The 22376-nt window shown below is 58.6% G+C and carries 19 protein-coding genes and 2 pseudogenes; 4 read left to right on the top strand and 17 right to left on the bottom strand.

Going from position 1 to position 22376, the window contains the following annotated elements:
* Positions 1-103 precede the first annotated feature (103 nt).
* A complete protein-coding gene (locus tag ACYZTL_RS16995) occupies positions 104-1069 on the bottom strand; it encodes a GlxA family transcriptional regulator (protein WP_461952752.1) in 966 nt (321 codons plus the stop codon).
* A gap of 341 nt (positions 1070-1410) precedes the next feature.
* Between ACYZTL_RS16995 and ACYZTL_RS16990 the strand changes: the two are divergent.
* A pseudogene (locus ACYZTL_RS16990) lies at positions 1411-2051 on the top strand (HD domain-containing protein).
* 103 nt (positions 2052-2154) lie between these two features.
* On the opposite strand, the gene ACYZTL_RS16985 reads toward ACYZTL_RS16990, so the two are convergent.
* The 8 genes and pseudogenes from ACYZTL_RS16985 to ACYZTL_RS16950 form a co-directional block, all read right to left on the bottom strand.
* A complete protein-coding gene (locus ACYZTL_RS16985) occupies positions 2155-3045 on the bottom strand; it encodes an ABC transporter permease subunit (RefSeq protein WP_461952751.1) in 891 nt (296 codons plus the stop codon).
* Complete coding sequence (locus ACYZTL_RS16980) at positions 3042-3962, bottom strand: ABC transporter permease subunit (RefSeq protein WP_461952750.1); 921 nt, start codon at positions 3960-3962, stop codon at positions 3042-3044. The genes ACYZTL_RS16985 and ACYZTL_RS16980 overlap by 4 nt, the downstream gene beginning before the upstream one ends.
* Positions 3959-5101 (bottom strand): ABC transporter ATP-binding protein, encoded by a 1143-nt coding sequence (locus ACYZTL_RS16975; RefSeq protein WP_461952749.1) that lies wholly within the window; start codon positions 5099-5101, stop codon positions 3959-3961. The genes ACYZTL_RS16980 and ACYZTL_RS16975 overlap by 4 nt, the downstream gene beginning before the upstream one ends.
* Positions 5102-5171: 70 nt before the next feature.
* On the bottom strand, positions 5172-6269 hold the full coding sequence (locus ACYZTL_RS16970; protein WP_461952748.1) for a polyamine ABC transporter substrate-binding protein: 1098 nt from the start codon (positions 6267-6269) through the stop codon (positions 5172-5174).
* Positions 6270-6514: 245 nt separating this feature from the next.
* A complete protein-coding gene (locus ACYZTL_RS16965) occupies positions 6515-7627 on the bottom strand; it encodes a polyamine ABC transporter substrate-binding protein (protein ID WP_461952747.1) in 1113 nt (370 codons plus the stop codon).
* A 169-nt stretch (positions 7628-7796) separates the two neighbouring features.
* Positions 7797-9161: an aspartate aminotransferase family protein gene (locus ACYZTL_RS16960; RefSeq protein ID WP_461952746.1), complete on the bottom strand. Its 1365-nt coding sequence runs from the start codon at positions 9159-9161 to the stop codon at positions 7797-7799.
* A gap of 57 nt (positions 9162-9218) precedes the next feature.
* Positions 9219-10577, bottom strand: a complete 1359-nt coding sequence (locus tag ACYZTL_RS16955; RefSeq protein WP_461952745.1) for a glutamine synthetase family protein — start codon at positions 10575-10577, stop codon at positions 9219-9221.
* Between the two features lie 79 nt (positions 10578-10656).
* Positions 10657-11001, bottom strand: a pseudogene (locus ACYZTL_RS16950) (gamma-glutamyl-gamma-aminobutyrate hydrolase family protein); the annotation flags it as partial.
* 278 nt (positions 11002-11279) lie between these two features.
* Between ACYZTL_RS16950 and ACYZTL_RS16945 the strand changes: the two are divergent.
* Both ACYZTL_RS16945 and ACYZTL_RS16940 read left to right on the top strand, forming a co-directional pair.
* The gene (locus ACYZTL_RS16945) at positions 11280-12656 is read left to right on the top strand and encodes a glutamine synthetase family protein (protein ID WP_214379630.1); all 1377 of its coding nucleotides are present in this window, start codon (positions 11280-11282) and stop codon (positions 12654-12656) included.
* A 265-nt stretch (positions 12657-12921) separates the two neighbouring features.
* Positions 12922-13557, top strand: a complete 636-nt coding sequence (locus tag ACYZTL_RS16940) for a TetR/AcrR family transcriptional regulator (RefSeq protein WP_461952744.1) — start codon at positions 12922-12924, stop codon at positions 13555-13557.
* 104 nt (positions 13558-13661) lie between these two features.
* Here ACYZTL_RS16940 and ACYZTL_RS16935 read toward each other — a convergent pair whose 3' ends face one another.
* The 8 genes from ACYZTL_RS16935 to ACYZTL_RS16900 form a co-directional block, all read right to left on the bottom strand.
* Positions 13662-13877: a TOBE domain-containing protein gene (locus tag ACYZTL_RS16935; protein ID WP_003229256.1), complete on the bottom strand. Its 216-nt coding sequence runs from the start codon at positions 13875-13877 to the stop codon at positions 13662-13664.
* Positions 13878-13910: 33 nt separating this feature from the next.
* Entirely contained in the window at positions 13911-14717 is an 807-nt protein-coding gene (ssuB, locus tag ACYZTL_RS16930) for an aliphatic sulfonates ABC transporter ATP-binding protein (protein WP_461952743.1), read from the bottom strand.
* Positions 14714-15496: an aliphatic sulfonate ABC transporter permease SsuC gene (gene ssuC, locus ACYZTL_RS16925; RefSeq protein ID WP_461952742.1), complete on the bottom strand. Its 783-nt coding sequence runs from the start codon at positions 15494-15496 to the stop codon at positions 14714-14716. The genes ssuB and ssuC overlap by 4 nt, the downstream gene beginning before the upstream one ends.
* Positions 15497-15504: 8 nt before the next feature.
* Positions 15505-16653 (bottom strand): FMNH2-dependent alkanesulfonate monooxygenase, encoded by a 1149-nt coding sequence (gene ssuD, locus ACYZTL_RS16920; RefSeq protein WP_461952741.1) that lies wholly within the window; start codon positions 16651-16653, stop codon positions 15505-15507.
* 25 nt (positions 16654-16678) lie between these two features.
* Positions 16679-17644 carry a sulfonate ABC transporter substrate-binding protein gene (locus tag ACYZTL_RS16915; RefSeq protein WP_461952740.1) on the bottom strand — a complete coding sequence of 322 codons (966 nt, stop codon included), beginning with the start codon at positions 17642-17644 and terminating at the stop codon, positions 16679-16681.
* Between the two features lie 89 nt (positions 17645-17733).
* Positions 17734-18327, bottom strand: a complete 594-nt coding sequence (gene ssuE / locus ACYZTL_RS16910) for an NADPH-dependent FMN reductase (RefSeq protein WP_461952739.1) — start codon at positions 18325-18327, stop codon at positions 17734-17736.
* Between the two features lie 332 nt (positions 18328-18659).
* The gene (locus ACYZTL_RS16905; RefSeq protein WP_461952738.1) at positions 18660-19298 is read right to left on the bottom strand and encodes a peroxiredoxin; all 639 of its coding nucleotides are present in this window, start codon (positions 19296-19298) and stop codon (positions 18660-18662) included.
* 293 nt (positions 19299-19591) lie between these two features.
* Positions 19592-20956: an OprD family porin gene (locus tag ACYZTL_RS16900; RefSeq protein WP_461952737.1), complete on the bottom strand. Its 1365-nt coding sequence runs from the start codon at positions 20954-20956 to the stop codon at positions 19592-19594.
* A 365-nt stretch (positions 20957-21321) separates the two neighbouring features.
* Here ACYZTL_RS16900 and tauA point away from each other — a divergent pair, with 365 nt between their 5' ends.
* Positions 21322-22311, top strand: a complete 990-nt coding sequence (tauA, locus tag ACYZTL_RS16895; RefSeq protein ID WP_461954326.1) for a taurine ABC transporter substrate-binding protein — start codon at positions 21322-21324, stop codon at positions 22309-22311.
* The last annotated feature ends 65 nt before the right edge of the window (positions 22312-22376 follow it).

Genomic DNA, 22376 nt, shown 5'->3' with positions numbered 1-22376 from the left:
ATCGCTAGCAGGCTAGCTCCCACAGTGGTCCTGTGCATGCAGATCCATTGTGGGAGCTAGCCTGCTAGCGATGAGGCCCGCAAGAACAACGCATATTCATGGCTCAAACCATCGCCGCAAAATTCAACCTGAACTGCTGCGGCGTCACCCCCAACCGGCGGTTGAACACGCTGCGCATATGCTGGGCATCGCGAAACCCGCACTGGTACGCCACGGTTTTCAGCGGCACCACGGTGCTTTCCAGCATCACCCGCGCCGCGTCCACCCTCGCCCGCTCGACAAATTCCGCCGGGGTGACTTTCGCTTCCTTGGCAAACACCCGGGAAAAGTTGCGCGTGCTCATGTTGGCCGCGTTGGCCAGGTCGGCGATGGTCAGGTCGCCCGTCAAGTTGGCCAGTACATAATGCTGAACCATCGCCACCGCCGACGTCGGTTCGGCATGGGGTGTCAGGAATGGGCTGAACTGTGACTGCCCACCCGAGCGCTGCGTGAACACCACCAGCCGCTTGGCCACACTCAGCGCGACTTCCGGTCCGTGATCCCGGGCCAGCAGGTACAGCGACAGATCGATTCCCGCCGTGACGCCGGCCGAGGTGTACAGCTCGCCATCCTGCACGTACAGGCGATCAGCCTCGACCTGAGTCGAAGGACACAACGCCGCGAGCGCCGCGGCATCGCCCCAATGAGTCGTCACTGTTCGCCCCTCGAGCAGTCCGGCGCGGGCGAGCATGAACGCGCCGTTGCAGATCGAGCCGAAACGCTGCGCCAGTGCACTGGCGTCCCGCAGCCAGGCATCGAAGGCTGCGCCAAAATCCATGAACGTCAACTGCGGCCCTCCGGCCACCAGCAACAAGTCGTACGCCTCCAGCGCCTCGCTGAAATGGCGATGGGCATTGAGCGACAAACCGTTGGAGCACGGCATCATCCCGCGCTCGACGCCGATGACTTCCAGCCGATAGTGATCCTCCGGTGGCAGGAAATGATTGGCCTCGGAAAACACATCCATGGGGCCGGTGACGTCCAGGGACTGGACACCGGCGAACACCACGATGGCAACGGTTTTACTCATGGTTCGAAATGCTCTCTATGGATCACGCTGACCTGTGGCGAGGGAGCTTGCTGTGGCGAGGGGATTTATCCCCGTTCGGCTGCGAAGCAGTCGTAAAACCTGTAAACAATATGCGCCTGGTATTTAGGGGCGCTTCGCACCCCAACGGGGATAAATCCCCTCGCCACAAAAGCTCATTCACCGCGACCAAACTTAGCCAATCGGCATCCAACAAGCGAGGTTGGCGCGATATGCATGCTCATTGGCAAGGATCGCAGCCATGGATCGATTGTCCGGTTTTGGCTGTCGGAACAGACTTGTTCCATCAGCGCCGCCACGGCGTTCCCCACGAGGACAGCACCATGAGCAGCACCATCGCCGGTATCAAAATCCCTGACAGCGCATTGGCCCGGGCCACCACGGAGTACATTCGCGACGTCGAATCCGACCTGCTTACCACCACTCGCGCCGGGTGTTTCTGTTCGGCGCGTTGAGCGGTGAACGCAAGCAACTGGCCTACAACCCGGAGCTGTTGTATGTCGGCGCGATGTTCCATGACCTGGGTCTGGTGGAAGGCCATCGCAGCGACAACGAGCGTTTTGAAGTCGATGGCGCGAACGCGGCGACAGCGTTCCTCAAGCCTTACGGGCTGAGTGATGACGACATCGAGCAGGTCTGGCTATCGATTGCCCTGCACACCACGACGGGCGTGCCGCAGCATCTGAGGCCAACCGTAGCGCTGGTAACCGCGGGTGTTGAAATGGATGTATTGGGTATCGACTACGCGGCGTTCCCCACCGTGCAACGCGAAGCGGTGGTGCATGCGCATCCACGGGGCGAAGGGCTCAAGGAATGCATCCTGTGTGCATTCGCCAACGGCTTCAAACACAAGCCGGATACCACGTTTGGTACGGTGAATGCGGATGTGCTGGTGGACAGCGAGCCGGGGTTCAAACCGATGAACTTCGTCGACATCATCCGCAAATCTCCTTGGGTTTCATGAGCCATAAAGTCAAAAGATCGCAGCCTGCGGCAGCTCCTACAGGAGAACGTATTCCTCTGTAGGAGCTGCCGCAGGCTGCGATCTTTTGATCTAAAAAGCGGTTTTAAGCCGCTTCCGGCGCCTGTGCGCGACGCACGTCCGGTTGCTTCCACGAGTCGGCAGCGCTTTCTTCGATGGCCTGCTGAATCGCACGCTTGCGTGCTTCTTCAGCGCGACGGCTGAAGAACCAGACCAGGAAGGTCATCAGCGACACCGCCAGCAAAATCAGACTGGCCACAGCGTTGATCTCGGGCTTCACGCCCAGACGCACCGCCGAGAACACTTCCATCGGCAAGGTCGTCGACCCCGGCCCCGACACGAAGCTCGCCAACACCAGGTCATCCAGCGACAGGGCGAAGGACATCATGCCGCCCGCTCCGAGCGATGGTGCGATCATCGGGATGGTGATCAGGAAGAACACCTTCCACGGCTTGGCACCGAGGTCCATGGCCGCCTCTTCGATGGACAGGTCCAACTCACGCAAGCGCGCCGACACCACCACCGCCACATACGCCGCACAGAACGTCGTGTGGGCGATCCAGATGGTGACGATGCCGCGTTCCTGCGGCCAGCCGATCATCTGCGCCATGGCCACGAACAACAGCAACAGCGACAGACCGGTGATCACTTCCGGCATCACCAGCGGCGCGGTGACCAAGCCACCAAACAGCGTGCGGCCCTTGAAGTGGGTGATACGGGTCAGGACGAACGCGGCCAATGTGCCCAGCGCCACCGCTGCCACCGCCGTGTAGCAGGCGATTTCCAGCGAGCGCACCACCGAGCCCATCAGTTGGATGTTGTCCATCAACCCGACGTACCACTTGATCGACCAGCCGCCCCACACCGTCACCAGTTTCGAGGCGTTGAACGAGTAGATCACCAGGATCAGCATCGGCGCGTAGATGAACAGCAAACCGGCTATCAGCATGAAACTCGAGAAACGGAAGCGCTTCATTCCTTGCCCTCCATTTCTTTGGCCTGGCTACGGTTGAACAGGATGATCGGCACAATCAGGATCAGCAACATGACCACTGCCAGAGCGGACGCCACCGGCCAGTCACGGTTGTTGAAGAACTCCTGCCACAGCACTTTACCGATCATCAGGGTTTCCGGACCGCCAAGCAGTTCCGGGATCACAAACTCACCTACCACCGGAATGAACACCAGCATGCAGCCCGCGACGATGCCGTTCTTGGACAGTGGAATGGTGATCTTCCAGAAGCTGTTGAAGGTGCTCGAACCGAGGTCCGATGCGGCTTCCAGCAGGCTGTTGTCGTGTTTCACCAGGTTGGCGTAAAGCGGCAGGATCATGAACGGCAAGTAGGAATAAACAACGCCGATATAAACCGCGAGGTTGGTGTTGAGGATCTGCAGCGGTTCGTCGATCCAGCCCATGGTCATCAGGAAACCGTTGAGCAGACCGTTGTTGCTGAGGATGCCCATCCACGCGTAGACGCGGATCAGGATCGCGGTCCAGGTCGGCATCATGATCAGCAGCACCAGCACCGTTTGCATTTCTTTGCGGGCGCTGGCGATGGCGTAGGCCATCGGGTAGCCGATCACGAGGCAAAGGATGGTGCTAATCAGCGCCATCTTCAGCGAGCCGAGGTACGCGGCGATGTACAACTCGTCGTCGCCGAGCATCGCGTAGTTGGCCAGGTTGAGCAGCACTTGCAGCTTCTGGTCGATGAAGCTGTAGATCTCGGTATATGGCGGAATGGCCACGTCGGCTTCGGCGAAGCTGATCTTCAGTACGATGAAGAACGGCAGCATGAAGAACATGAAAAGCCAGATGAACGGAACCCCGATGACCAGCTGACGGCCACCGGGAATTATTCGGTTGAGGCGGCGTTTGAATTTGCGCATGTTCATGAGCGAAGTACCACGCCGCTGTCGTCTTCCCAGTACACGTAAACCTGATCACCCCAGGTTGGGCGCTGGCCACGGCGTTCGGCGTTGGCGACAAACGACTGGACGATCTTGCCGCTTGGCAATTCGACGTAGAACACCGAGTGACCGCCGAGGTAGGCGATGTCGTGCACCTTGCCGCTGGACCAGTTATATTCGCAGGTCGGCATGGTCGGGGTCACCAGCAGTTTTTCCGGACGGATCGCGTAGGTCACGGATTTGTCCTGCACCGAGGTGCTGATGCCGTGGCCCACGTAGATCTGGCGGTCCAGGTCCTTGCAGGTGATGGTGGCGTGCCCTTCGGCGTCGTCGATCACTTCGCCGTCGAAGATGTTGACGTTGCCGATGAATTCGCAGACCAGACGGCTGGTCGGGGTTTCGTAGATGTCGATCGGGCTGCCAATCTGGGCGATCCAGCCCAGGTGCATGATCGCGATGCGCTCGGCCATGGTCATGGCCTCTTCCTGGTCGTGGGTCACCATGACGCAGGTTACGCCGACGCGCTCGATGATCTCGACCAGCTCCAGCTGCATTTGCGAGCGCAGCTTCTTGTCCAGCGCACCCATCGGTTCGTCGAGCAGCAGCAGCTTCGGTCGCTTGGCCAGCGAACGCGCCAGGGCCACACGTTGACGCTGACCACCAGACAACTGATGCGGCTTACGCTTGGCGTACTGCGTCATCTGCACCAGCTTGAGCATGTCGGCCACGCGGGCATCGACTTCGGCACCAGGCAGTTTGTCCTGCTTGAGGCCGAAGGCGATGTTCTGCGCCACGGTCATGTGCGGGAACAAGGCGTACGACTGGAACATCATGTTGATCGGCCGCTCGTACGGCGGCATGTCGGTGATGTCTACGCCATCGAGGAAAATGCGCCCCTCCGTGGGCCGTTCGAAGCCTGCGAGCATGCGCAGCAACGTGGATTTGCCCGATCCCGAACCGCCGAGCAGGGCGAAGATCTCGCCTTTCTTGATTTCCAGGGACACATCGTCCACGGCAATCGTCTCGTCGAACTTCTTCGTGACCCGGTCGATTTTGACCAGCACCTGTTTAGGTGACTGGTCGCCCTCGAGGGCTTTCTTATAGGCGCCGGAGGCAACTGCCATTTACGAAACTCCCAACAAAATTTGCAGTTCGCTCAAGTTGAGCGAACCTTGGATAGTTTGAGCCTTGAAGCTATTTACCCGACTTGACCTTGGTCCAGCTGCGGGTCATCAAACGTTGAATGTTTGGTGGTAACTCGACCGACACGTAGGTCTTGTCGAGGACTGCTTGCGGTGGATAAACCGACTCGTCGGTGCGGATGGACTGTTCCATCAGTTTGTCCGAGCCAGGGTTGGGGTTCGCATAGCCAACAGAATCACTGACCTGTGCGATCACCTCGGGTTTCAACAAATAGTTGATGAAGGCGTGGGCCTCTTTGACGTTGCTCGAATCCTTCGGTATCGCGAGCATGTCGAACCACAGTGCACCGCCCTCTTTGGGAATGGTGTAGGCAATGTCCACGCCTTTCTTCGCTTCAGCCGCACGGTTTCTGGCCTGGAACATGTCGCCGGAGAAACCGATCGCGATACAGATATCGCCGTTGGCCAGATCGGCGATGTATTTGGAGGAATGGAAGTAGGTCACGTAAGGCCGCACCGCCAGCAACTTGGCTTCAGCCTTTTTGTAATCTTCGGGGTTGGTGCTGTTGGCGTTCAGGCCCATGTAGTTGAGGACCGTCGGCATCATTTCATCGGCGGAATCGAGGAACGCCACGCCGCAACTGTGCAGCTTCTTGATGTTCTCCGGCTCGAATACCGCAGCCCAGGAGTCGATCTTGTCGACACCCAGCACAGCCTTGATCTTGTCGACGTTGTAACCGATGCCGTTGGTGCCCCACAGGTACGGCACGGCGTACAGGTTACCCGGATCGTTTTGCTCCAGACGCTTGAGCAGTACCGGATCGAGGTTGGAATAATTTGGCAGCTTCGACTTGTCGAGCTTCTGGAACGCGCCCGCCTTGATCTGCTTGCCGAGGAAGTGGTTCGACGGCACGACCACGTCGTAGCCGGTACGCCCGGCCAACAACTTGCCTTCCAGGGTTTCGTTGGAATCGAACACGTCATAAACCGGCTTGATCCCGGTCTCTTTCTGAAAGTCGGCCAGGGTGGTCTCGCCGATGTAATCCGACCAGTTATAAATATGCACAGTACCGGCGGCCTGGACACTGACAGCGAATGTCAGTCCGGCGCCGACCAGCAGGGCATTGCGCAGCAAAGAAGAAATAGGCAAGTGGAGGTCCTCTAAAATTAGTTGGGCCCAAGTTGCCCCGCGTTACATGACAGTCGTAGCTGCCCAGCAACAAAACCGGCGCGCAACTTACCCTCGAAAAACCGTTCCAGCAAAACTTTTATGCACATACATCTGTAGGAGCGAGCTTGCTCGCGATGGTCGTCAACGATAACGCGTTGTGTCTGACACCCCGCGGCGTTGCGGTTTTTTTCGCGAGCAAGCTCGCTCCTACAAAGGTTTACTTCTTACTTACCGGATTTGATCTTGGTCCAGCTGCGAGTCAGGATCCGCTGGGTCGCGGCCGGCAAGTCGGCAATCGCGTACAGCTTGGCCAGCACGTCCGCTGGCGGGTAGATGCCTGGATCTTCAGTGATTTCTTTTTCGACCAATGAGGTGGCGGCCGCGTTACCGTTCGGGAAACGAACGGCGTTGGTGATTTCAGCCATGATTTCCGGCTTCTGCAGGAAGGTCATGAACTTGTAGGCGCCTTCGACGTTTTCGGCATCTTTAGGGATGGCGACCATGTCGTAGAAGCTGCCGGCACCTTCTTTCGGAATGTTGTAGCTGACTTTCACCTTGTCACCGGCTTCGGCGGCGCGCGCCTTGGCCTGGTAGATGTCACCCGAGTAACCCACGGCCACGCAGATGTTGCCGTTGGCCAGGTCGGAGATGTACTTGGACGAGTGGAAGTAACCCACCGAAGGACGAATCTTCAGGAACAGCGCTTCGGCTTCGGCCAGTTGTTTTTTGTCCTGGCTGTCGGTTGGATAGCCCAGGTAGTGCAACGCCACCGGAATCATCTCGGTTGGCGAATCGAGGAAACTGATACCGCACGATTTCAACTTCGCGGCGTTTTCAGGTTTGAACAGCAGGTCCCAGGAATTGGTCGGTGCATCGGCGCCCAGTGCAGCCTTGACCTTCTCGGCGTTGAAACCGATACCGATCGAACCCCACATGTACGGGAAGGCGTGTTCGTTGCCCGGGTCGCTCACCGACACCGCTTTGAGCAGGTCAGTGTTCAGGTTCTTCCAGTTTGGCAGCTTGGACTTGTCCAGCTTCTGGTAAACGCCGGCCTTGATCTGCTTGGCCAGGAAGTTGTTCGACGGCACGACGATGTCGTAGCCGGACTTGCCTGCCAGCAACTTGGCTTCCAGGGTTTCGTTACTGTCGAAAACGTCGTACACGACTTTGATGCCGGACTCGGTTTCGAACTTCTTGATGGTGTCCGGAGCGATGTAATCGGACCAGTTATAGACGTGCAACACCTTGTCGTCCGCCTGAACCGCACCCGCCATTATGCCCATCAGGGACATGGCGAGGAGTGTCTTGCCAGCAAGCTTTTTTCCTAATGCCTTCATGCGTAATGCTCCAAATTTTTCTTTTTTGAACCACTTTGTTCAGCGGCCGAACCCGGACAACTGGAACCGCGGCTAGTCTGGCAAGATCCGAGGCGGTCTTTCAAGAAAAGGCCAACCTTTCTGACTGCTCCGAGCGAAAGTTTCATGACTTCCGCTCAGAGCCTAGCACTTAGCCCTGCAACGCACTCAGGGTCAGGTCCAGACACTTGCGTGCCTTGGTCACCAGTTCATCGATTTCAGCCTTGGTAATCACCAGCGGCGGAGCAATGATCATGGTGTCGCCCACGGCGCGCATGATCAGGCCGTTGTCGAAGCAGAACGTGCGGCAGATCATGCCGACGCCCTTGCCTTCGTAACGTTTGCGCGTGGCCTTGTCCTGAACCAGTTCGATGGCCCCCAGCAGACCGACCCCACGTACTTCCCCCACCAACGGGTGATCGTTCAGTTCCCGTAGACGCTTTTGCAAATAGGGTGCCGTTTCGGCATGAACGTGCTCGATAATTTTTTCTTCGCGCAGAATGCGGATGTTTTCCAGTGCCACCGCAGCCGCCACCGGGTGACCGGAGTAGGTGAAGCCGTGGTTGAAGTCGCCGCCCTCGTTGAGCACCGCCACCACTTCGTCACGCACGATCAGGCCACCCATCGGGATGTAGCCGGACGTCAGGCCTTTGGCGATGGTCATCATGTCGGGTTTGAGGTCATAGAAATCAGTACCGAACCACTCACCGGTGCGGCCGAAACCACAGATCACTTCGTCCGCCACGAACAGAATGTCGTACTTGGCGAGGATTTCCTTGATGCGCGGCCAGTAGGTCTCTGGCGGAATGATCACGCCGCCGGCGCCCTGGATCGGTTCGGCAATAAAGGCACCGACGTTGTCCACGCCGATTTCCAGGATCTTCTCTTCCAGCTGATTGGCCGCCCACACACCGAACTCCTCCGGTGTCATGTCGCCGCCTTCACCGAACCAGTACGGCTGGGCAATGTGGACGATGCCCGGGATCGGCAAGTCGCCTTGTTCGTGCATGTAAGTCATGCCACCCAGGCTCGCGCCGGCCACGGTGGAACCGTGATAACCGTTCTTGCGACTGATGATGACTTTCTTCTTCGGCTGGCCCTTGATCGCCCAGTAGTGGCGAACCATACGCAGCATGGTGTCGTTGCCTTCGGAACCGGAACCGGTGAAGAACACGTGGTTCATGCCTTCTGGCGCGATGTCGGAGATGGCCTTGGCCAGCTCCAGCACCGGCGGGTGAGCGGTCTGGAAGAACAGGTTGTAGTAAGGCAGCTCGCGCATTTGTTTGCTGGCGGCATCGGCCAGTTCATCGCGACCGTAGCCGATCGCTACGCACCACAGGCCGGCCATGCCGTCGAGGATCTTGTTGCCTTCGCTGTCCCAAAGGTAAACGCCCTTGGCGTTGGTGATGATCCGCGGGCCCTTCTCTTTCAGCTGCTTGAAGTCGCTGAACGGGGCCAAGTGGTGATCGCTGCTCAGGGTTTGCCATTCACGGGTTTGCGGGTTGTTGCTGGTCATGCGAATTCTCCTAAGATTTCGGTGAAAGCGCCGCCTGCATCGGCGGCGCTCGGCGCTTCAGACGGCGAAGAGCAGGAATTCCCGCTCCCACGAACTGATCACGCGCTTGAAGTTTTCATGCTCGGCCCGCTTGACCGCGACGTAGCCAGTGATGAATTTCTTGCCCAGGTATTTCTCGATGGTCGCGCTGTTTTCCATGCGTTCCAGCGCGTCTTCGATGGTCAGTGGCAGGCGCAGGTTGCGGCGTTCATAGCCACGCCCTACCACCGGCGCACTCGGGTTCAGGCCTTCGACCATGCCGATGTAACCGCAGAGCAGGCTCGCGGCAATCGCCAGGTACGGGTTGGCGTCGGCGCCCGGCAGGCGGTTTTCCACCCGACGGTTTTGTGGCCCGGCATCCGGAACCCGCAGGCCCACGGTGCGGTTCTCTTCGCCCCACTCCACGTTCACCGGCGCCGAGGTGTCCGGCAGGAAGCGGCGGAACGAGTTCACGTTGGGTGCGAACAGCGGCAACAACTCGGGGATCAGTTTCTGCAATCCACCGATGTGGTACAGGAACAACTGGCTCATGGTCCCGTCTTCATTGGAGAAGACGTTCTTGCCGGTTTCGATGTCGATGATGCTCTGGTGCAAGTGCATCGCGCTGCCCGGCTCGCCGGTCATGGGCTTGGCCATGAACGTGGCCGCCACGTCGTGCTTGAGCGCGGCTTCGCGCATGGTGCGTTTGAACACCAGGATCTGGTCGGCCAGGGACAGGGCATCGCCGTGACGGAAGTTGATTTCCATCTGCGCCGTGCCGTCCTCGTGGATCAGCGTGTCGAGGTCCAGCTCCTGCAGTTCGCACCAGTCGTAGACGTCTTCGAACAGCGGATCGAATTCGTTTGCCGCCTCGATCGAGAACGACTGGCGACCGATTTCCGGGCGACCGGAACGGCCGATCGGCGGTTGCAGCGGGTAATCCGGATCGTCACTGCGCTTGGTCAGGTAGAACTCCATTTCCGGCGCCACGATCGGCTGCCAGCCCTTGTCGGCATAGAGTTTCAGCACTTTCTTCAGCACATTGCGCGGCGACAGCTCGATCGGGTTGCCTTGCTTGTCGTAGGTGTCGTGAATCACCTGGGCGGTCGGCTCGATGGACCAGGGCACCAGGAAAACTGCATTCTGGTCGGGACGGCAGATCATGTCGATGTCCGCCGGGTCGAGCAGTTCGTAATAGATGTCGTCTTCGACATAATCGCCGGTCACGGTCTGCAACAGAACGCTCTCGGGCAGGCGCATGCCTTTTTCAGCAATGAACTTGTTGGTCGGCGAAATCTTGCCCCGGGTGATCCCGGTCAAGTCGGCGATCATGCATTCGACTTCTGTGATCTTGTGGTCTTTCAACCAATCGGTGAGCTGGTCGAGGTTGTTACTCATAAATGCCTCTTAGGCTGAGTTTCCTGACTCTATATAAGCCAGGCGTTGTTTGACGCATGGGCGTCGCGTGGTACAGATTGCCACTGCAAACGCCAGACACAACACTGCCCGCCTTGACAGTGGCGCTAATCAACGAAAGAAGAGTGGCATCGCGTGCAGAATCATGAGCGGGGCCCGACGCATTGACCGGGCCGCCGAGGTAAAACGGTTCTATATTGGTAGGAGGACCAGTAAAGAGAATGTCGTCCGGACCGTCCAGAATATCGGACGGTGCCAACCCATGTTCCGGGGAAGAAAGAGTCGACGGCACGCCTTTGGCAACCGGGGCCATGGCGTGGACGTAATTGTCGCCACTGATGTGATAAGCATGCAGACCGATCTGCCTTGAGCAGTCGGTGACGCCGATTAACGGCAGGCGAGACATGAAGCACCCCGGTATTATTGCTGTTATGGGTTTGATTTGAGCTTAGCCTTGTTCATTTTTTTACACAACACCCCCGTAAAAAATACAACACGGCCCGCTCAAGTGTGCGGGTGCCAAGTCTATCAAAGACAAAAAAGTGCCCCAAAGTGCCCCATAAATGCCCTTGCGGCGCTTTTTCAGGGCGCATAAGGCCTCGCTTGACTTCGGCAGGCCGTTCGGGTTGACTGAAACCCGAAGAGATCAATGATTGATATTTTTAACAACAAAGGTGTTGCATCATGTCGGTACCCCCGCGTGCCGTTCAGCTTAACGAAGCGAACGCGTTCCTTAAGGAACATCCTGAGGTTCTGTACGTTGACCTTCTGATTGCGGATATGAATGGTGTGGTGCGCGGCAAGCGCATTGAACGCACCAGCCTCCACAAGGTTTACGAGAAAGGCATCAACCTGCCGGCCTCCCTATTTGCTCTGGATATCAACGGCTCGACAGTGGAAAGCACTGGCCTGGGCCTGGACATCGGCGATGCTGACCGAATCTGCTATCCAATCCCCGATACCCTGTGCAATGAACCCTGGCAGAAGCGCCCGACCGCGCAACTGTTGATGACCATGCACGAACTCGAAGGCCAGCCGTTCTTTGCCGATCCGCGAGAAGTACTGGCCAATGTGGTGCGCAAGTTCGACGACATGGGCCTGACCATCTGCGCCGCGTTCGAACTGGAGTTCTACCTGATTGACCAGGAGAACGTGAACGGTCGTCCGCAACCGCCACGCTCGCCAGTGTCCGGCAAACGCCCGCACTCGACACAGGTTTACCTGATCGACGACCTCGACGAATACGTCGACTGCCTCCAGGACATTCTGGAAGGTGCGAAAGAGCAAGGTATCCCGGCCGACGCGATCGTCAAGGAAAGTGCCCCGGCGCAGTTCGAAGTGAACCTGCACCACGTGGCCGACCCGATCAAGGCCTGCGACTACGCGGTCCTGCTCAAGCGCCTGATCAAGAACATCGCCTACGACCATGAAATGGACACCACCTTCATGGCCAAGCCTTATCCGGGCCAGGCGGGCAACGGTCTGCACGTACACATTTCGATTCTTGATAAAGATGGCAAAAACATTTTTGCCAGCGAGGATCCCGAGCAGAACGCCGCACTGCGTCACGCGATCGGCGGTGTGCTCGAGACCCTACCCGCACAGATGGCTTTCCTCTGCCCGAACGTCAACTCCTACCGTCGTTTCGGCGCACAGTTCTACGTGCCGAACTCGCCGTGCTGGGGCCTGGACAACCGTACCGTAGCGATCCGCGTTCCGACGGGTTCTTCGGATGCCGTGCGCATCGAGCATCGTGTCGCCGGCGCCGATGCCAACCCGTATCTGTTGATGGCTTCGGTTCTGGCGGGCGTGCACCACGGCCTGACCAACAAGATCGAACCGGGCGCACCTGTGGAAGGCAACTCCTACGAGCAGAACGAGCAAAGCCTGCCGAACAACCTGCGCGATGCATTGCGCGAGCTGGACGACAGCGAAGTCATGGCCAAGTACATCGATCCGAAATACATCGATATCTTTGTGGCCTGCAAGGAAAGTGAGCTGGAAGAGTTTGAACACTCCATCTCCGACCTTGAGTACAACTGGTATCTGCATACCGTTTAAATGGTTGCAGTAAAAGAAACGCCGTCGGCTGATAAGGCCAACGGCGTTTTTTTATGACCGACATCAAACCCTGTGGCGAGGGAGCTTGCTCCCGCTGGAGGCCGAAGGACTCCCTTTAACCGGCGAAACGGTCCCGCCAGGCACACCGCATTTACCGGTTTTGGGGCCGCTTCGCGACCCAGCGGGAGCAAGCTCCCTCGCCACAGGGGATATGGAACATCTGCCCGCTCTGCGTACAATGCCCCCTGCCCCGCAGGAGACTTCAATGACCCGACTCGCCACCCCACGCAAACCCCGCGCCCGCAGCCAGGCCCGGATCGATTCGATACTCGATGCCGCCCGCACGCTGCTGGCCGCCGAGGGCGTGGCCAGTCTGTCGATTTACAGCGTCGCCGAACGCGCGGAGATTCCGCCCTCCTCCGTTTACCACTTTTTCGCCAGCGTCCCGGCTCTGCTCGAAGCCTTGACCGCCGACGTCCACGCCGCTTTCCGCGCCTGCCTGCAAGCGCCCATCGACCACAACGCGCTCAGCGGCTGGCGCGACCTGTCGCGGCTGGTGGAACAACGCATGCTCGCCATCTACGACGAAGACGCCGCTGCCCGCCAACTGATCCTTGCGCAGCACGGATTGACCGAAGTCACCCAGGCCGACCGCCAGCACGACATTGAACTCGGCGACTTGATGCACAAGCTGTTCGATCATCATTTCGAACTGCCGAAGCTTCCGGGGGATGTCGATGTGTTTGCCCTGGCGATGGAGTTGGGTGATCGGGTGTATGCGCGCTCGGTGCAGCAGCATGGGCAGATTACGCCGCGCATGGCTGAGGAAGGGATGCGGGTGTTTGATGCTTATCTGGGGCTCTATCTACCGCCTTACCTGCCGAAGCGCGCCGCGCCTTAAAAGATCGCAGCCTTCGGCAGCTCCTACAGGTATACGCATTCCTTTGTAGGAGCTGCCGAAGGCTGCGATCTTTTGACTGAAAAAAACCCGAAGGGCTCACACCCTCACAACTTGGCGATCGACACCTCGGTGGATTTCACAAACGCGATCACTTCGCTGCCGACCACCAGCTCCAGCTCTTTCACCGAGCGAGTGGTGATCACCGAAGTGACGATGCCGGATGCGGTCTGTACGTCGATTTCCGACAGCACGTCACCCAGGACGATTTCCTTGATCGAGCCCTTGAACTGGTTACGAACGTTGATGGCTTTGATTGTCATGATGTTGATTCCTGTCGTTGGATGAGGCTTGAGTTAATGAGCCCAGCGCAATTGCGTCGGCAATGGTGAAACAGGTTCCGGTTCCGGCGGTTCGCCGGGCAGTGCGAGGACGCGATTGAGGACTTCGGTTTCCAGCGCCGCCAGCCGATGCGAACCCCGAACCCGAGGGCGCGGCAGCTCAACCTGCAGGTCGAGGCCAACTTCGCCTTCTTCGATCAGGATCACCCGATCGGCAATCGCCACCGCTTCACTGACGTCGTGGGTCACCAGCAACACGGTGAAGCCGTGCTTCTGCCAGAGCCGCTCGATCAGCTGCTGCATTTCAATTCGGGTCAGGGCATCCAGGGCGCCCAGCGGTTCGTCGAGCAACAGCAAGCGCGGTTGATGGATCAGCGCACGGGCCAGGGCCACGCGTTGCTTTTGTCCACCGGACAGCGCCGCCGGCCATTCATTGGCGCGGTCCGCCAGACCGACCGACTCCAGCGCTTCCAATGCTTGCGGACGCCAGTTGCCCTTGAGCCCGAGGCCGACGTTGTCGATGACCTTTTTCCATGGCAGCAAACGCGCTTCCTGGAACATCAATCGAGTGTCTTCCCGTGCATCGCTCAGCGGCGCAGAGCCGGCCAGCAATTCACCGCCCGTGGGTTTGTCGAGACCGGCGAGCAACCGCAGCAAGGTACTTTTGCCGCAACCGCTGCGCCCCACCACGGCGACGAACTGGCCGGCCGGAATGCGCAGATCGATCTCACGCAGCACCCGCCGCGTCCCGAAGGTTTTTTGCAGATTGCGCACCGCCAGCGGAATTCCGCGCAGCAGGCGTGGCGGTTGTTGAGCCGTCATGCCGCACCTCCTTTGGCAACCTGATACGCCGGATGCCAGCGCAGCCACACACGTTCAAGTCCACGGGCCACGAGGTCGGCGAGTTTGCCGAGCACCGCGTACATCAGGATCGCCAGCACCACCACGTCGGTCTGCAAGAACTCCCGGGCATTCATCGCCAGGTAGCCGATGCCGGAGCTCGCGGAGATGGTTTCGGCGACGATCAAGGTCAACCACATGAAGCCCAGTGCGAAGCGCACGCCGACCAGAATCGAAGGTAGCGCACCCGGCAAAATCACCTGACGGAACAGGCTGAAACCGGACAGGCCATAACTGCGCGCCATCTCCACCAGCGCCGGGTCGACGTTGCGGATGCCGTGATAGGTGTTGAGGTAGATCGGGAACAACGTGCCCAGCGCCACCAGAAAAATCTTCGCCGACTCGTCGATGCCGAACCACAGGATCACCAGCGGAATCAGCGCCAGGTGCGGTACGTTGCGGATCATTTGCACCGAACTGTCGAGCAGGCGTTCGCCCCATTTCGACAGGCCGGTGATGAAACCCAATGTCAGGCCGATGCCGCCGCCAATGGTGAAACCCAACGCCGCACGCCAGCCGCTGATCGCCAGGTGCGTCCAGATTTCGCCGCTGCGCACCAGGTTCACGCCGGCTTCGATCACCGCGATGGGTGCCGGCAGAATCCGCGTCGACAACCAGCCTGCCGACACCGACAACTGCCACACCGCCAGCAGTAAAATCGGCAACGCCCAAGGCGCGAGGTTGTGGATGATTTTCTTCATGGCGCGCCTCAGTTCCGGGACGCGGCTTTGGGAAGAATGTCGTTGGCGACCATCTCGCCGAACGGGCTGACGTAATTGGCACCCTTGGGCAGTTCCGGCCGCTCGATGTCGAGGTGCGGGAACAGCAACTCTGCGACGCGGTACGACTCTTCAAGGTGTGGATAACCGGAGAAGATGAAGGTGTCGATGCCCAGGTCCGCGTATTCCTTCACGCGAGCGGCCACGGTGGGACCATCGCCGACCAGTGCGGTGCCGGCACCTCCACGCACCAAGCCAACGCCGGCCCACAGGTTAGGGCTGACTTCGAGGTTGTCGCGACTGCCGCCGTGCAACGCGGCCATGCGTTGCTGGCCGACGGAATCGAAGCGCGCCAGGGATGCCTGAGCGCGGGCAATGGTGTCGTCGTCCAGGTGTGAGATCAGCCGATCCGCCGCTTGCCAGGCTTCGGCGTTGGTTTCACGAACGATCACATGCAGGCGAATACCGAAGCGCACCGTGCGGCCGAGCTTCGCGGCTTTGGCTCGGACCTGTTCGATTTTTTCAGCGACAGCGGCCGGTGGCTCGCCCCAGGTCAGGACCATTTCCACTTGCTCTGCCGCGAGGTCTTGCGCCGCTTCCGAAGAGCCGCCGAAGTACAGCGGCGGACGCGGTTGCTGGATCGGCGGATAGAGCAGTTTGGCGCCCTTCACGCTGATGTGCTGACCGTCGTAATCAACGGTTTCGCCTTCCAGCACGCGACGCCAGATACGGGTGAATTCCACCGAGGCTTGATAGCGTTCTTCATGGCTGAGGAACAGACCGTCACCGGCCAATTCTTCCGGATCACCGCCGGTCACCAGGTTGAACAGCGCACGACCGCCGGACAGACGATCCAGCGTCGCGGCCTGACGCGCCGCCACCGTCGGGGAAATGATCCCGGGGCGCAGGGCGACAAGGAACTTCAAACGCTGGGTCACCGGGATCAGCGACGCCGCCACCAGCCACGAGTCTTCGCACGAACGGCCCGTAGGAATCAGCACCCCGCCGAAGCCCAGACGATCCGCCGCTTGCGCGACTTGTTGCAGGTAACCGTGGTCGACGGCGCGAGCGCCTTCGGCGGTGCCAAGGTAATGGCCGTCGCCGTGGGTAGGCAGGAACCAGAAGATATTGAGGCTCATGGAGTGGTCTCCTTGGGGAATCGAATTACTGCGCTTTGGCAACGGCTGCCGGTGGCGTCCAGATCACGTCTTTGATGCTCAGCTGTTTCGGAATCAGCTTGAGCTGGTAGAAGCTGTCGGCGATTTTCTGTTGCGCGGCGACCACTTCAGGGGTCAGGAGCAACGCACCGTAACCCTGGCGTTTCACCGAGGTCAGGGTGATGTCCGCCGGCAGGCCAAGCAGTGGCGAGACCTGCTGGGTCACGTCTTCAGGATTGGCTTTGGACCACTCGCCGACGGCACGCACTTCTTGCACCAGGGCCTTGATCACCTCAGGATTTTTCTGTGCGTAAGGCTTGGTCGCCAGATAGAACTGATGGTTGTCGACGATGCCCTGGCCATCGCGCAGGGTGTGCGCTTGCAGCTGCTTCTCGGCGGCGGCCAGGTACGGGTCCCAGATCACCCAGGCATCGACGCTGCCACGTTCGAACGCGGCGCGGGCATCGGCTGGCGGCAGGAAAACGGTCTGGATGTCGGTGTATTGGAGGCCGGCGTCTTCAAGGGCGCGAACCAGCAGGTAGTGAACGTTGGAGCCTTTGTTCAGAACGACTTTCTTGCCCTTGAGGTCCTTCACCGATTTGATCGGCGAGTCCTTCGGCACCAGGATCGCTTCGCTGTGCGGCGCTGGCGGTTCGTAAGCAACGTAGAGCAGATCGGCACCCGCCGCTTGAGCGAATACCGGAGGCGTTTCGCCGGTGACGCCGAAGTCGATGGAGCCGACGTTCAGGCCTTCAAGCAGTTGCGGGCCGCCGGGGAATTCAGTCCATTGCACGTCCACGCCTTGGGCAGCGAGACGTTTTTCCAAAGTGCCTTTGGCTTTGAGCAGCACCAGAGTGCCGTACTTTTGATAACCGATTCTTAAAGTCTCGGCCTGAGCTTGAGTAATGGCGCCGAAGGACACAGCCGCAGCAAACAGAGCGACCAGACCACGACGCAAAATGACAGTGCGCATAGCGCTCTCCTTTTGCAGTTGGGTTTTGGCTGCACCTGCTTGACCGATAGCGGCTGAGTAAGGTGAGTACTTCAGAATTCGGGTGTGGCTTAAATGCTCCAGCGAGCACTCAACAAACGTTCGTTCAACAGGTTCGGATCGAGCGGCTTCGGCCGTCGGGCCATGGCACTGAAAAACAACTCCAGCGATTCGTTCAGTCGTTCTTCCAACTCTGACGCCAGCTGCGCTTGAGCGCTGCCTTCGCCGTAAGCGATCTGGCTGTCGACGGCGAAAATCCCGTGGAGCATTTCCTGGGCTTTCAACGCCGACAACACCGGCTTGAGCGCGTAATCCACCGCCAGCATGTGAGCAATGCTGCCGCCGGTGGCCATCGGCAAAACCACTTTGTGGGCCAGGGCGCGTTCGGGCAGCAAATCCAGCACAGTCTTCAGTGCGCCGGAGAACGACGCTTTGTACACCGGGGTGGCGATCAGCAGGCCGTCGGCGTTTTCAATCTGTTGCAGCAGGTCGATCACCTTCGGGCTGTCGAAGCGTGCGTGCAGCAAGTCTTCGGCCGGGAAGTCCCGAACCTGGTAACTCACCACTTCCACACCTTGCTCCTGCAACCAGTGTTGAGAGCGCTCCAGCAGCACCCCGGAACGGGAGCGTTGGCTGGGACTGCCACCGAGTGAGACGACCAGCATTCAGGCGATTCCTTGAACGGTGTTGGCGATTCGCCGTGTGCGATCTCGCTTCGATGGAGAGACCTTAACAGGTGATTTATATATCCATAAATCATATTTATTCATTTGGTTATGCGTTTAGGAGATATGCAAAAACCTTTCTTCCGGGCAAAAAAACAGGCCGTAAAAACGGCCTGAAATCCCCTGTTTTGTGGATGCTGTTGAATCTGAATCTTGTGGTGCCTGACAGGCCGTCTTCGCGAGCAAGCCCGCTCCCACATTAGAACGCGGTCAACTATAGGAGCGGGCTTGCTCGCGAAGGCGATTCCAGCAACACCGAAAATGCTGGCGGATTACTTGTTCGGCTGTGGCGTCAAACGAAGGTACGGCTTCACCGCGCGATAGCCCTTGGGAAAGCGTTTCTTGATTTCGTCTGGATCCTGCAGCGACGGCACGATCACCACTTCTTCACCGTCCTGCCAGTTGGCCGGAGTGGCCACTTTGTAGTTTTCGGTAAGTTGCAGCGAGTCGATCACCCGCAGGATTTCATGGAAGTTACGGCCAGTGCTCGCCGGATAAGTAATGGTCAGCCGAACTTTTTTGTTCGGGTCAATCACGAACAGCGAACGCACGGTCAGGGTGTCACTGGCGTTGGGGTGGATCAGGTCGTACAGGTCCGAGACCTTGCGATCGGCGTCGGCCAGGATCGGGAAGTTGACGATCGTGTTCTGGGTTTCATTGATGTCCTCGATCCATTTGTGGTGCGAGTCCACCGGGTCCACCGACAGCGCGATGACCTTGACCCCGCGCTGGGTGAATTCATCCTTGAGCTTGGCGGTGAAGCCCAGCTCGGTGGTGCATACCGGGGTGAAGTCTGCGGGGTGGGAGAACAGCACGCCCCAACTATCGCCCAGCCATTCATGGAAACGGATGGTGCCGGCGCTGGAATCCTGCTCGAAATCGGGGGCGATGTCGCCGAGTCTGATGCTCATGGTGGGCTCCTGATGAGTGTGTTGTAGAACTCAACTGTAGCTCGTGTTGGGGAGTTTAGAAAAAGAATAAATGCAGCCATTATTAGATCGTAAAAGAATATTAAAGATCTGTTCACTGGACCTGCAAAGCCAGCGCGACGACCATCGCTTCCAAGGTTCGAGAAGGCCTTGAGTAGCTGCAAAAGAGGGAATTTCAGGGCGTGATTACGGGGGTGACCCCGCCCTGAAAACGCAAAAGCCCCGCCCGGCGTGATGCCGGGCGGGGCTTTTTTTCAGCGGTTACGCGAGCGCTATTACATCAGCGGGATCGAGTAGCTGACGATCAGGCGGTTTTCGTCCTGGGAACGAGTGTTCGGCAGGTCGGTGCGCCACATAGCGTTTTTCCAAGCAACGCCAAGGTTTTTCAGCGGGCCGCTCTGAACGACGTAGGCAACGCTCAAGTCGCGCTCCCACTCGGAAGCACCGTTAGCCAACTCTCCACCTTTAGCGTTGACGGTGTCGATGTTGTCACCGCGCAGGTAAACCATACCGGCGGTCAAGCCTGGTACGCCAACTTTGGCGAAGTCATACGAGTAGCGAGCTTGCCAGGTACGTTCGCCGGCACGGGCGAACTTCTGGATCTGCGAGTCGGTAATGATGTAAGCCGACGCGCCGTCACCCTGGTTCAGGTAAGGGAAGTCGCTGTCGCCGTTGCTGACCTGATAACCGCCACCGAAGGTGTGACCGGCAACGGAGTACAGGAACAGGCCGCTGTACAGGTTGTTGTCGACTTTACCTTTACCACTTGCCACACCGCTGTAGTTACCTGGGCTGAAGTAAGCCGAGTCGTGGCCGTTGGCACCGTCGTCAGAGCTGTTGAAGTAACGCAAGTCAGACTTCAACACACCAGGACCGATTGCCCAGTTGTGGACCAGACCCAGGAAGTGCTGCTTGTAGAAGTCTTCCAGGTTGCCGTAGTAGTACTGGGCAGTCAGGTCTTTGGTGATTTTGTAGTCGCCACCGCCGTAGATGAACTTGTTGCTGTCGCGGTAGCCAGTACCGCGCGCGTTCGCATTAGCGATCGACAACTCTTCGTTGTTGCTGGAGTTACGACCTTTGGCGTGCTCGATCTGACCACCGACCAGTGTCAGGTCTTTGATCTCGTTTGAAGTGATCTGACCACCCTGGAAGGTTTGTGGCAGCAGACGACCGTCGTTGGTCACGATCACCGGCAGTTTAGGCTGCAGGGTACCCAGCTTCAATTCGGTCTGGGAGATCTTGGCTTTGGCTGTCAGGCCCAGGCTAGAGAAGTTATCAACTGCTTCGCCGTTGGATTCGCTCGGGAACACAGTGCCACCGTAAGCGGTACCAGGGCTGCCATTAGCGGCAACGTTGCCATTAGTGCCGCCGCCCGAATCCAGACGTACACCCAGCAGGCCGATGGCGTCGATACCGAAGCCGACAGTGCCTTGGGTATAACCGGAAGTGAAGCGCAGATCGAAGCCTTGGCCCCACTCTTCGTTACGACTTGGGCTGGCAGTACCGTCACGGTTATCAGTATTGATGTAGAAGTTACGCAGCCCCAATGTGGCCTTGCTGTCTTCGATGAAACCCGCGGCGCCTGCCTGCTGCGCCAAAACCCCTACGGCCACAGCCAGGGCCAAGGTGGACTTGTTCATTGTTTCGCTCCTCGTTTCTAATTCTTGTGTTCCTGGTCCTGGGTCGTATGCCCGGGATCCTAAGATGCGCGATTAGCGCCGGACCATGACTGACAAGTCAATCGTAACCATGTGTGTCTACGACCAAGGTCTAACCGCACCGATTTGGTCCCAGCTAGGGTAATGACTTCTTCATAAAGCCAAAAAGAATTATTTCATTCTTTTTCATACCATTCGGGAATAAGGCTAAGCGCTCTGCATCCGAACCGGGACACTGGGTATCGGCACATAAGCTAATTACTAAATGGTATTTGTGAGCCTTTTTTTAGATCGATTAGCTTTGACGTGTTCTAGAAACGTCAATTTCCCATCGAAAAGGCGACGCCATCATGGCCAAACGCGCACTATCTAGTCAAATTGTTACAGTTTGTGTATCGCTCGCATTTTCTTTTTCCGCCCATGCCGCGAACCTCACCGTCGGTTATCAAACCGGCATCGACCCCAGCAAAGTCCCGCAAGCGGATGGCCTCTACGAGAAAACCATCGGCCAGAAAATCGACTGGCGTCGGTTCAATAGCGGCCCCGAAGTGGTGACCGCCATTGCCTCCGGCGACGTGCAGATCGGCAACCTCGGCTCAAGTCCGCTGGCCGCGGCCGCCTCGCGCAATTTGCCGATTGTCGCGTTCATCGTTTCCGCCCAGATCAACGCTGCCGAAGCCTTGGTGGTGCGCAACGGCAGCGGCATCAATAAACCGGAAGATCTGATCGGCAAGACCATCGCCACGCCGTTCGTTTCCACCTCTCACTACAGCTTGCTCGGCGCCTTGAAGCACTGGGGCCTGGACGCCTCGAAAGTCAAAGTGGTGAACCTGCAACCGGCGGAGATCGCCGCTGCGTGGAAGCGCGGCGACATTGATGGGGCTTTCGTCTGGTCACCGGCCCTGGGGGAAATTCGCAAGACCGGCAAGACCTTGACCGACGCCGCACAGGTCGGCCAATGGGGCGCGCCGACCTTCGAAGTGTGGGTCGCGCGCAAGGATTACGCGGAGAAGCATCCAGAGGTCGTGGCCAAATTCGCCAAGGTCACCCTGGACTCCTTCGCCGACTATGCCGCGCATAAAAACAGCTGGACCGCTGATTCGGTACCGGTGCAGAAAATCGCCAAACTGACCGGTGCCAATGCCGCCGATGTGCCGGAACTGCTGGCCGGTTCCGCCTTCCCGGACGCCAAGGCACAACAGACCACCGCGCTGCTGGACGGCGGCACGGCGAAGGCGATTGGTGAGACAGCGAAGTTCTTGAAGGAGCAAGGCAAGGTAGAGACGGTACTGGCGGATTATTCGCCGTATGTCAGTGCGAAGTTTGTCACCGAGTAACACAAACCCCGTAGCGAGGGAGCTTGCTCCCGCTGGGCCGCGGAGCGGCCCCAAAACTGGCGACG

Source organism: Pseudomonas sp. LB3P81 (genome assembly GCF_054897965.1).
Note: the sequence above shows the minus strand (reverse complement) of the source record. Positions and strands in the feature narration are given on the sequence as shown.

Coding starts and splice junctions, on each gene's coding strand:
- ACYZTL_RS16995 (WP_461952752.1), bottom strand. CDS start 1,069: ATGAGTAAAACCGTTGCCATCGTGGTGTTCGCCGGTGTCCAGTCCCTG.
- ACYZTL_RS16985 (WP_461952751.1), bottom strand. CDS start 3,045: ATGAAGCGCTTCCGTTTCTCGAGTTTCATGCTGATAGCCGGTTTGCTG.
- ACYZTL_RS16980 (WP_461952750.1), bottom strand. CDS start 3,962: ATGAACATGCGCAAATTCAAACGCCGCCTCAACCGAATAATTCCCGGT.
- ACYZTL_RS16975 (WP_461952749.1), bottom strand. CDS start 5,101: ATGGCAGTTGCCTCCGGCGCCTATAAGAAAGCCCTCGAGGGCGACCAG.
- ACYZTL_RS16965 (WP_461952747.1), bottom strand. CDS start 7,627: ATGAAGGCATTAGGAAAAAAGCTTGCTGGCAAGACACTCCTCGCCATG.
- ACYZTL_RS16960 (WP_461952746.1), bottom strand. CDS start 9,161: ATGACCAGCAACAACCCGCAAACCCGTGAATGGCAAACCCTGAGCAGC.
- ACYZTL_RS16955 (WP_461952745.1), bottom strand. CDS start 10,577: ATGAGTAACAACCTCGACCAGCTCACCGATTGGTTGAAAGACCACAAG.
- ACYZTL_RS16945 (WP_214379630.1), top strand. CDS start 11,280: ATGTCGGTACCCCCGCGTGCCGTTCAGCTTAACGAAGCGAACGCGTTC.
- ACYZTL_RS16940 (WP_461952744.1), top strand. CDS start 12,922: ATGACCCGACTCGCCACCCCACGCAAACCCCGCGCCCGCAGCCAGGCC.
- ACYZTL_RS16935 (WP_003229256.1), bottom strand. CDS start 13,877: ATGACAATCAAAGCCATCAACGTTCGTAACCAGTTCAAGGGCTCGATC.
- ssuB (WP_461952743.1), bottom strand. CDS start 14,717: ATGACGGCTCAACAACCGCCACGCCTGCTGCGCGGAATTCCGCTGGCG.
- ssuC (WP_461952742.1), bottom strand. CDS start 15,496: ATGAAGAAAATCATCCACAACCTCGCGCCTTGGGCGTTGCCGATTTTA.
- ssuD (WP_461952741.1), bottom strand. CDS start 16,653: ATGAGCCTCAATATCTTCTGGTTCCTGCCTACCCACGGCGACGGCCAT.
- ACYZTL_RS16915 (WP_461952740.1), bottom strand. CDS start 17,644: ATGCGCACTGTCATTTTGCGTCGTGGTCTGGTCGCTCTGTTTGCTGCG.
- ssuE (WP_461952739.1), bottom strand. CDS start 18,327: ATGCTGGTCGTCTCACTCGGTGGCAGTCCCAGCCAACGCTCCCGTTCC.
- ACYZTL_RS16905 (WP_461952738.1), bottom strand. CDS start 19,298: ATGAGCATCAGACTCGGCGACATCGCCCCCGATTTCGAGCAGGATTCC.
- ACYZTL_RS16900 (WP_461952737.1), bottom strand. CDS start 20,956: ATGAACAAGTCCACCTTGGCCCTGGCTGTGGCCGTAGGGGTTTTGGCG.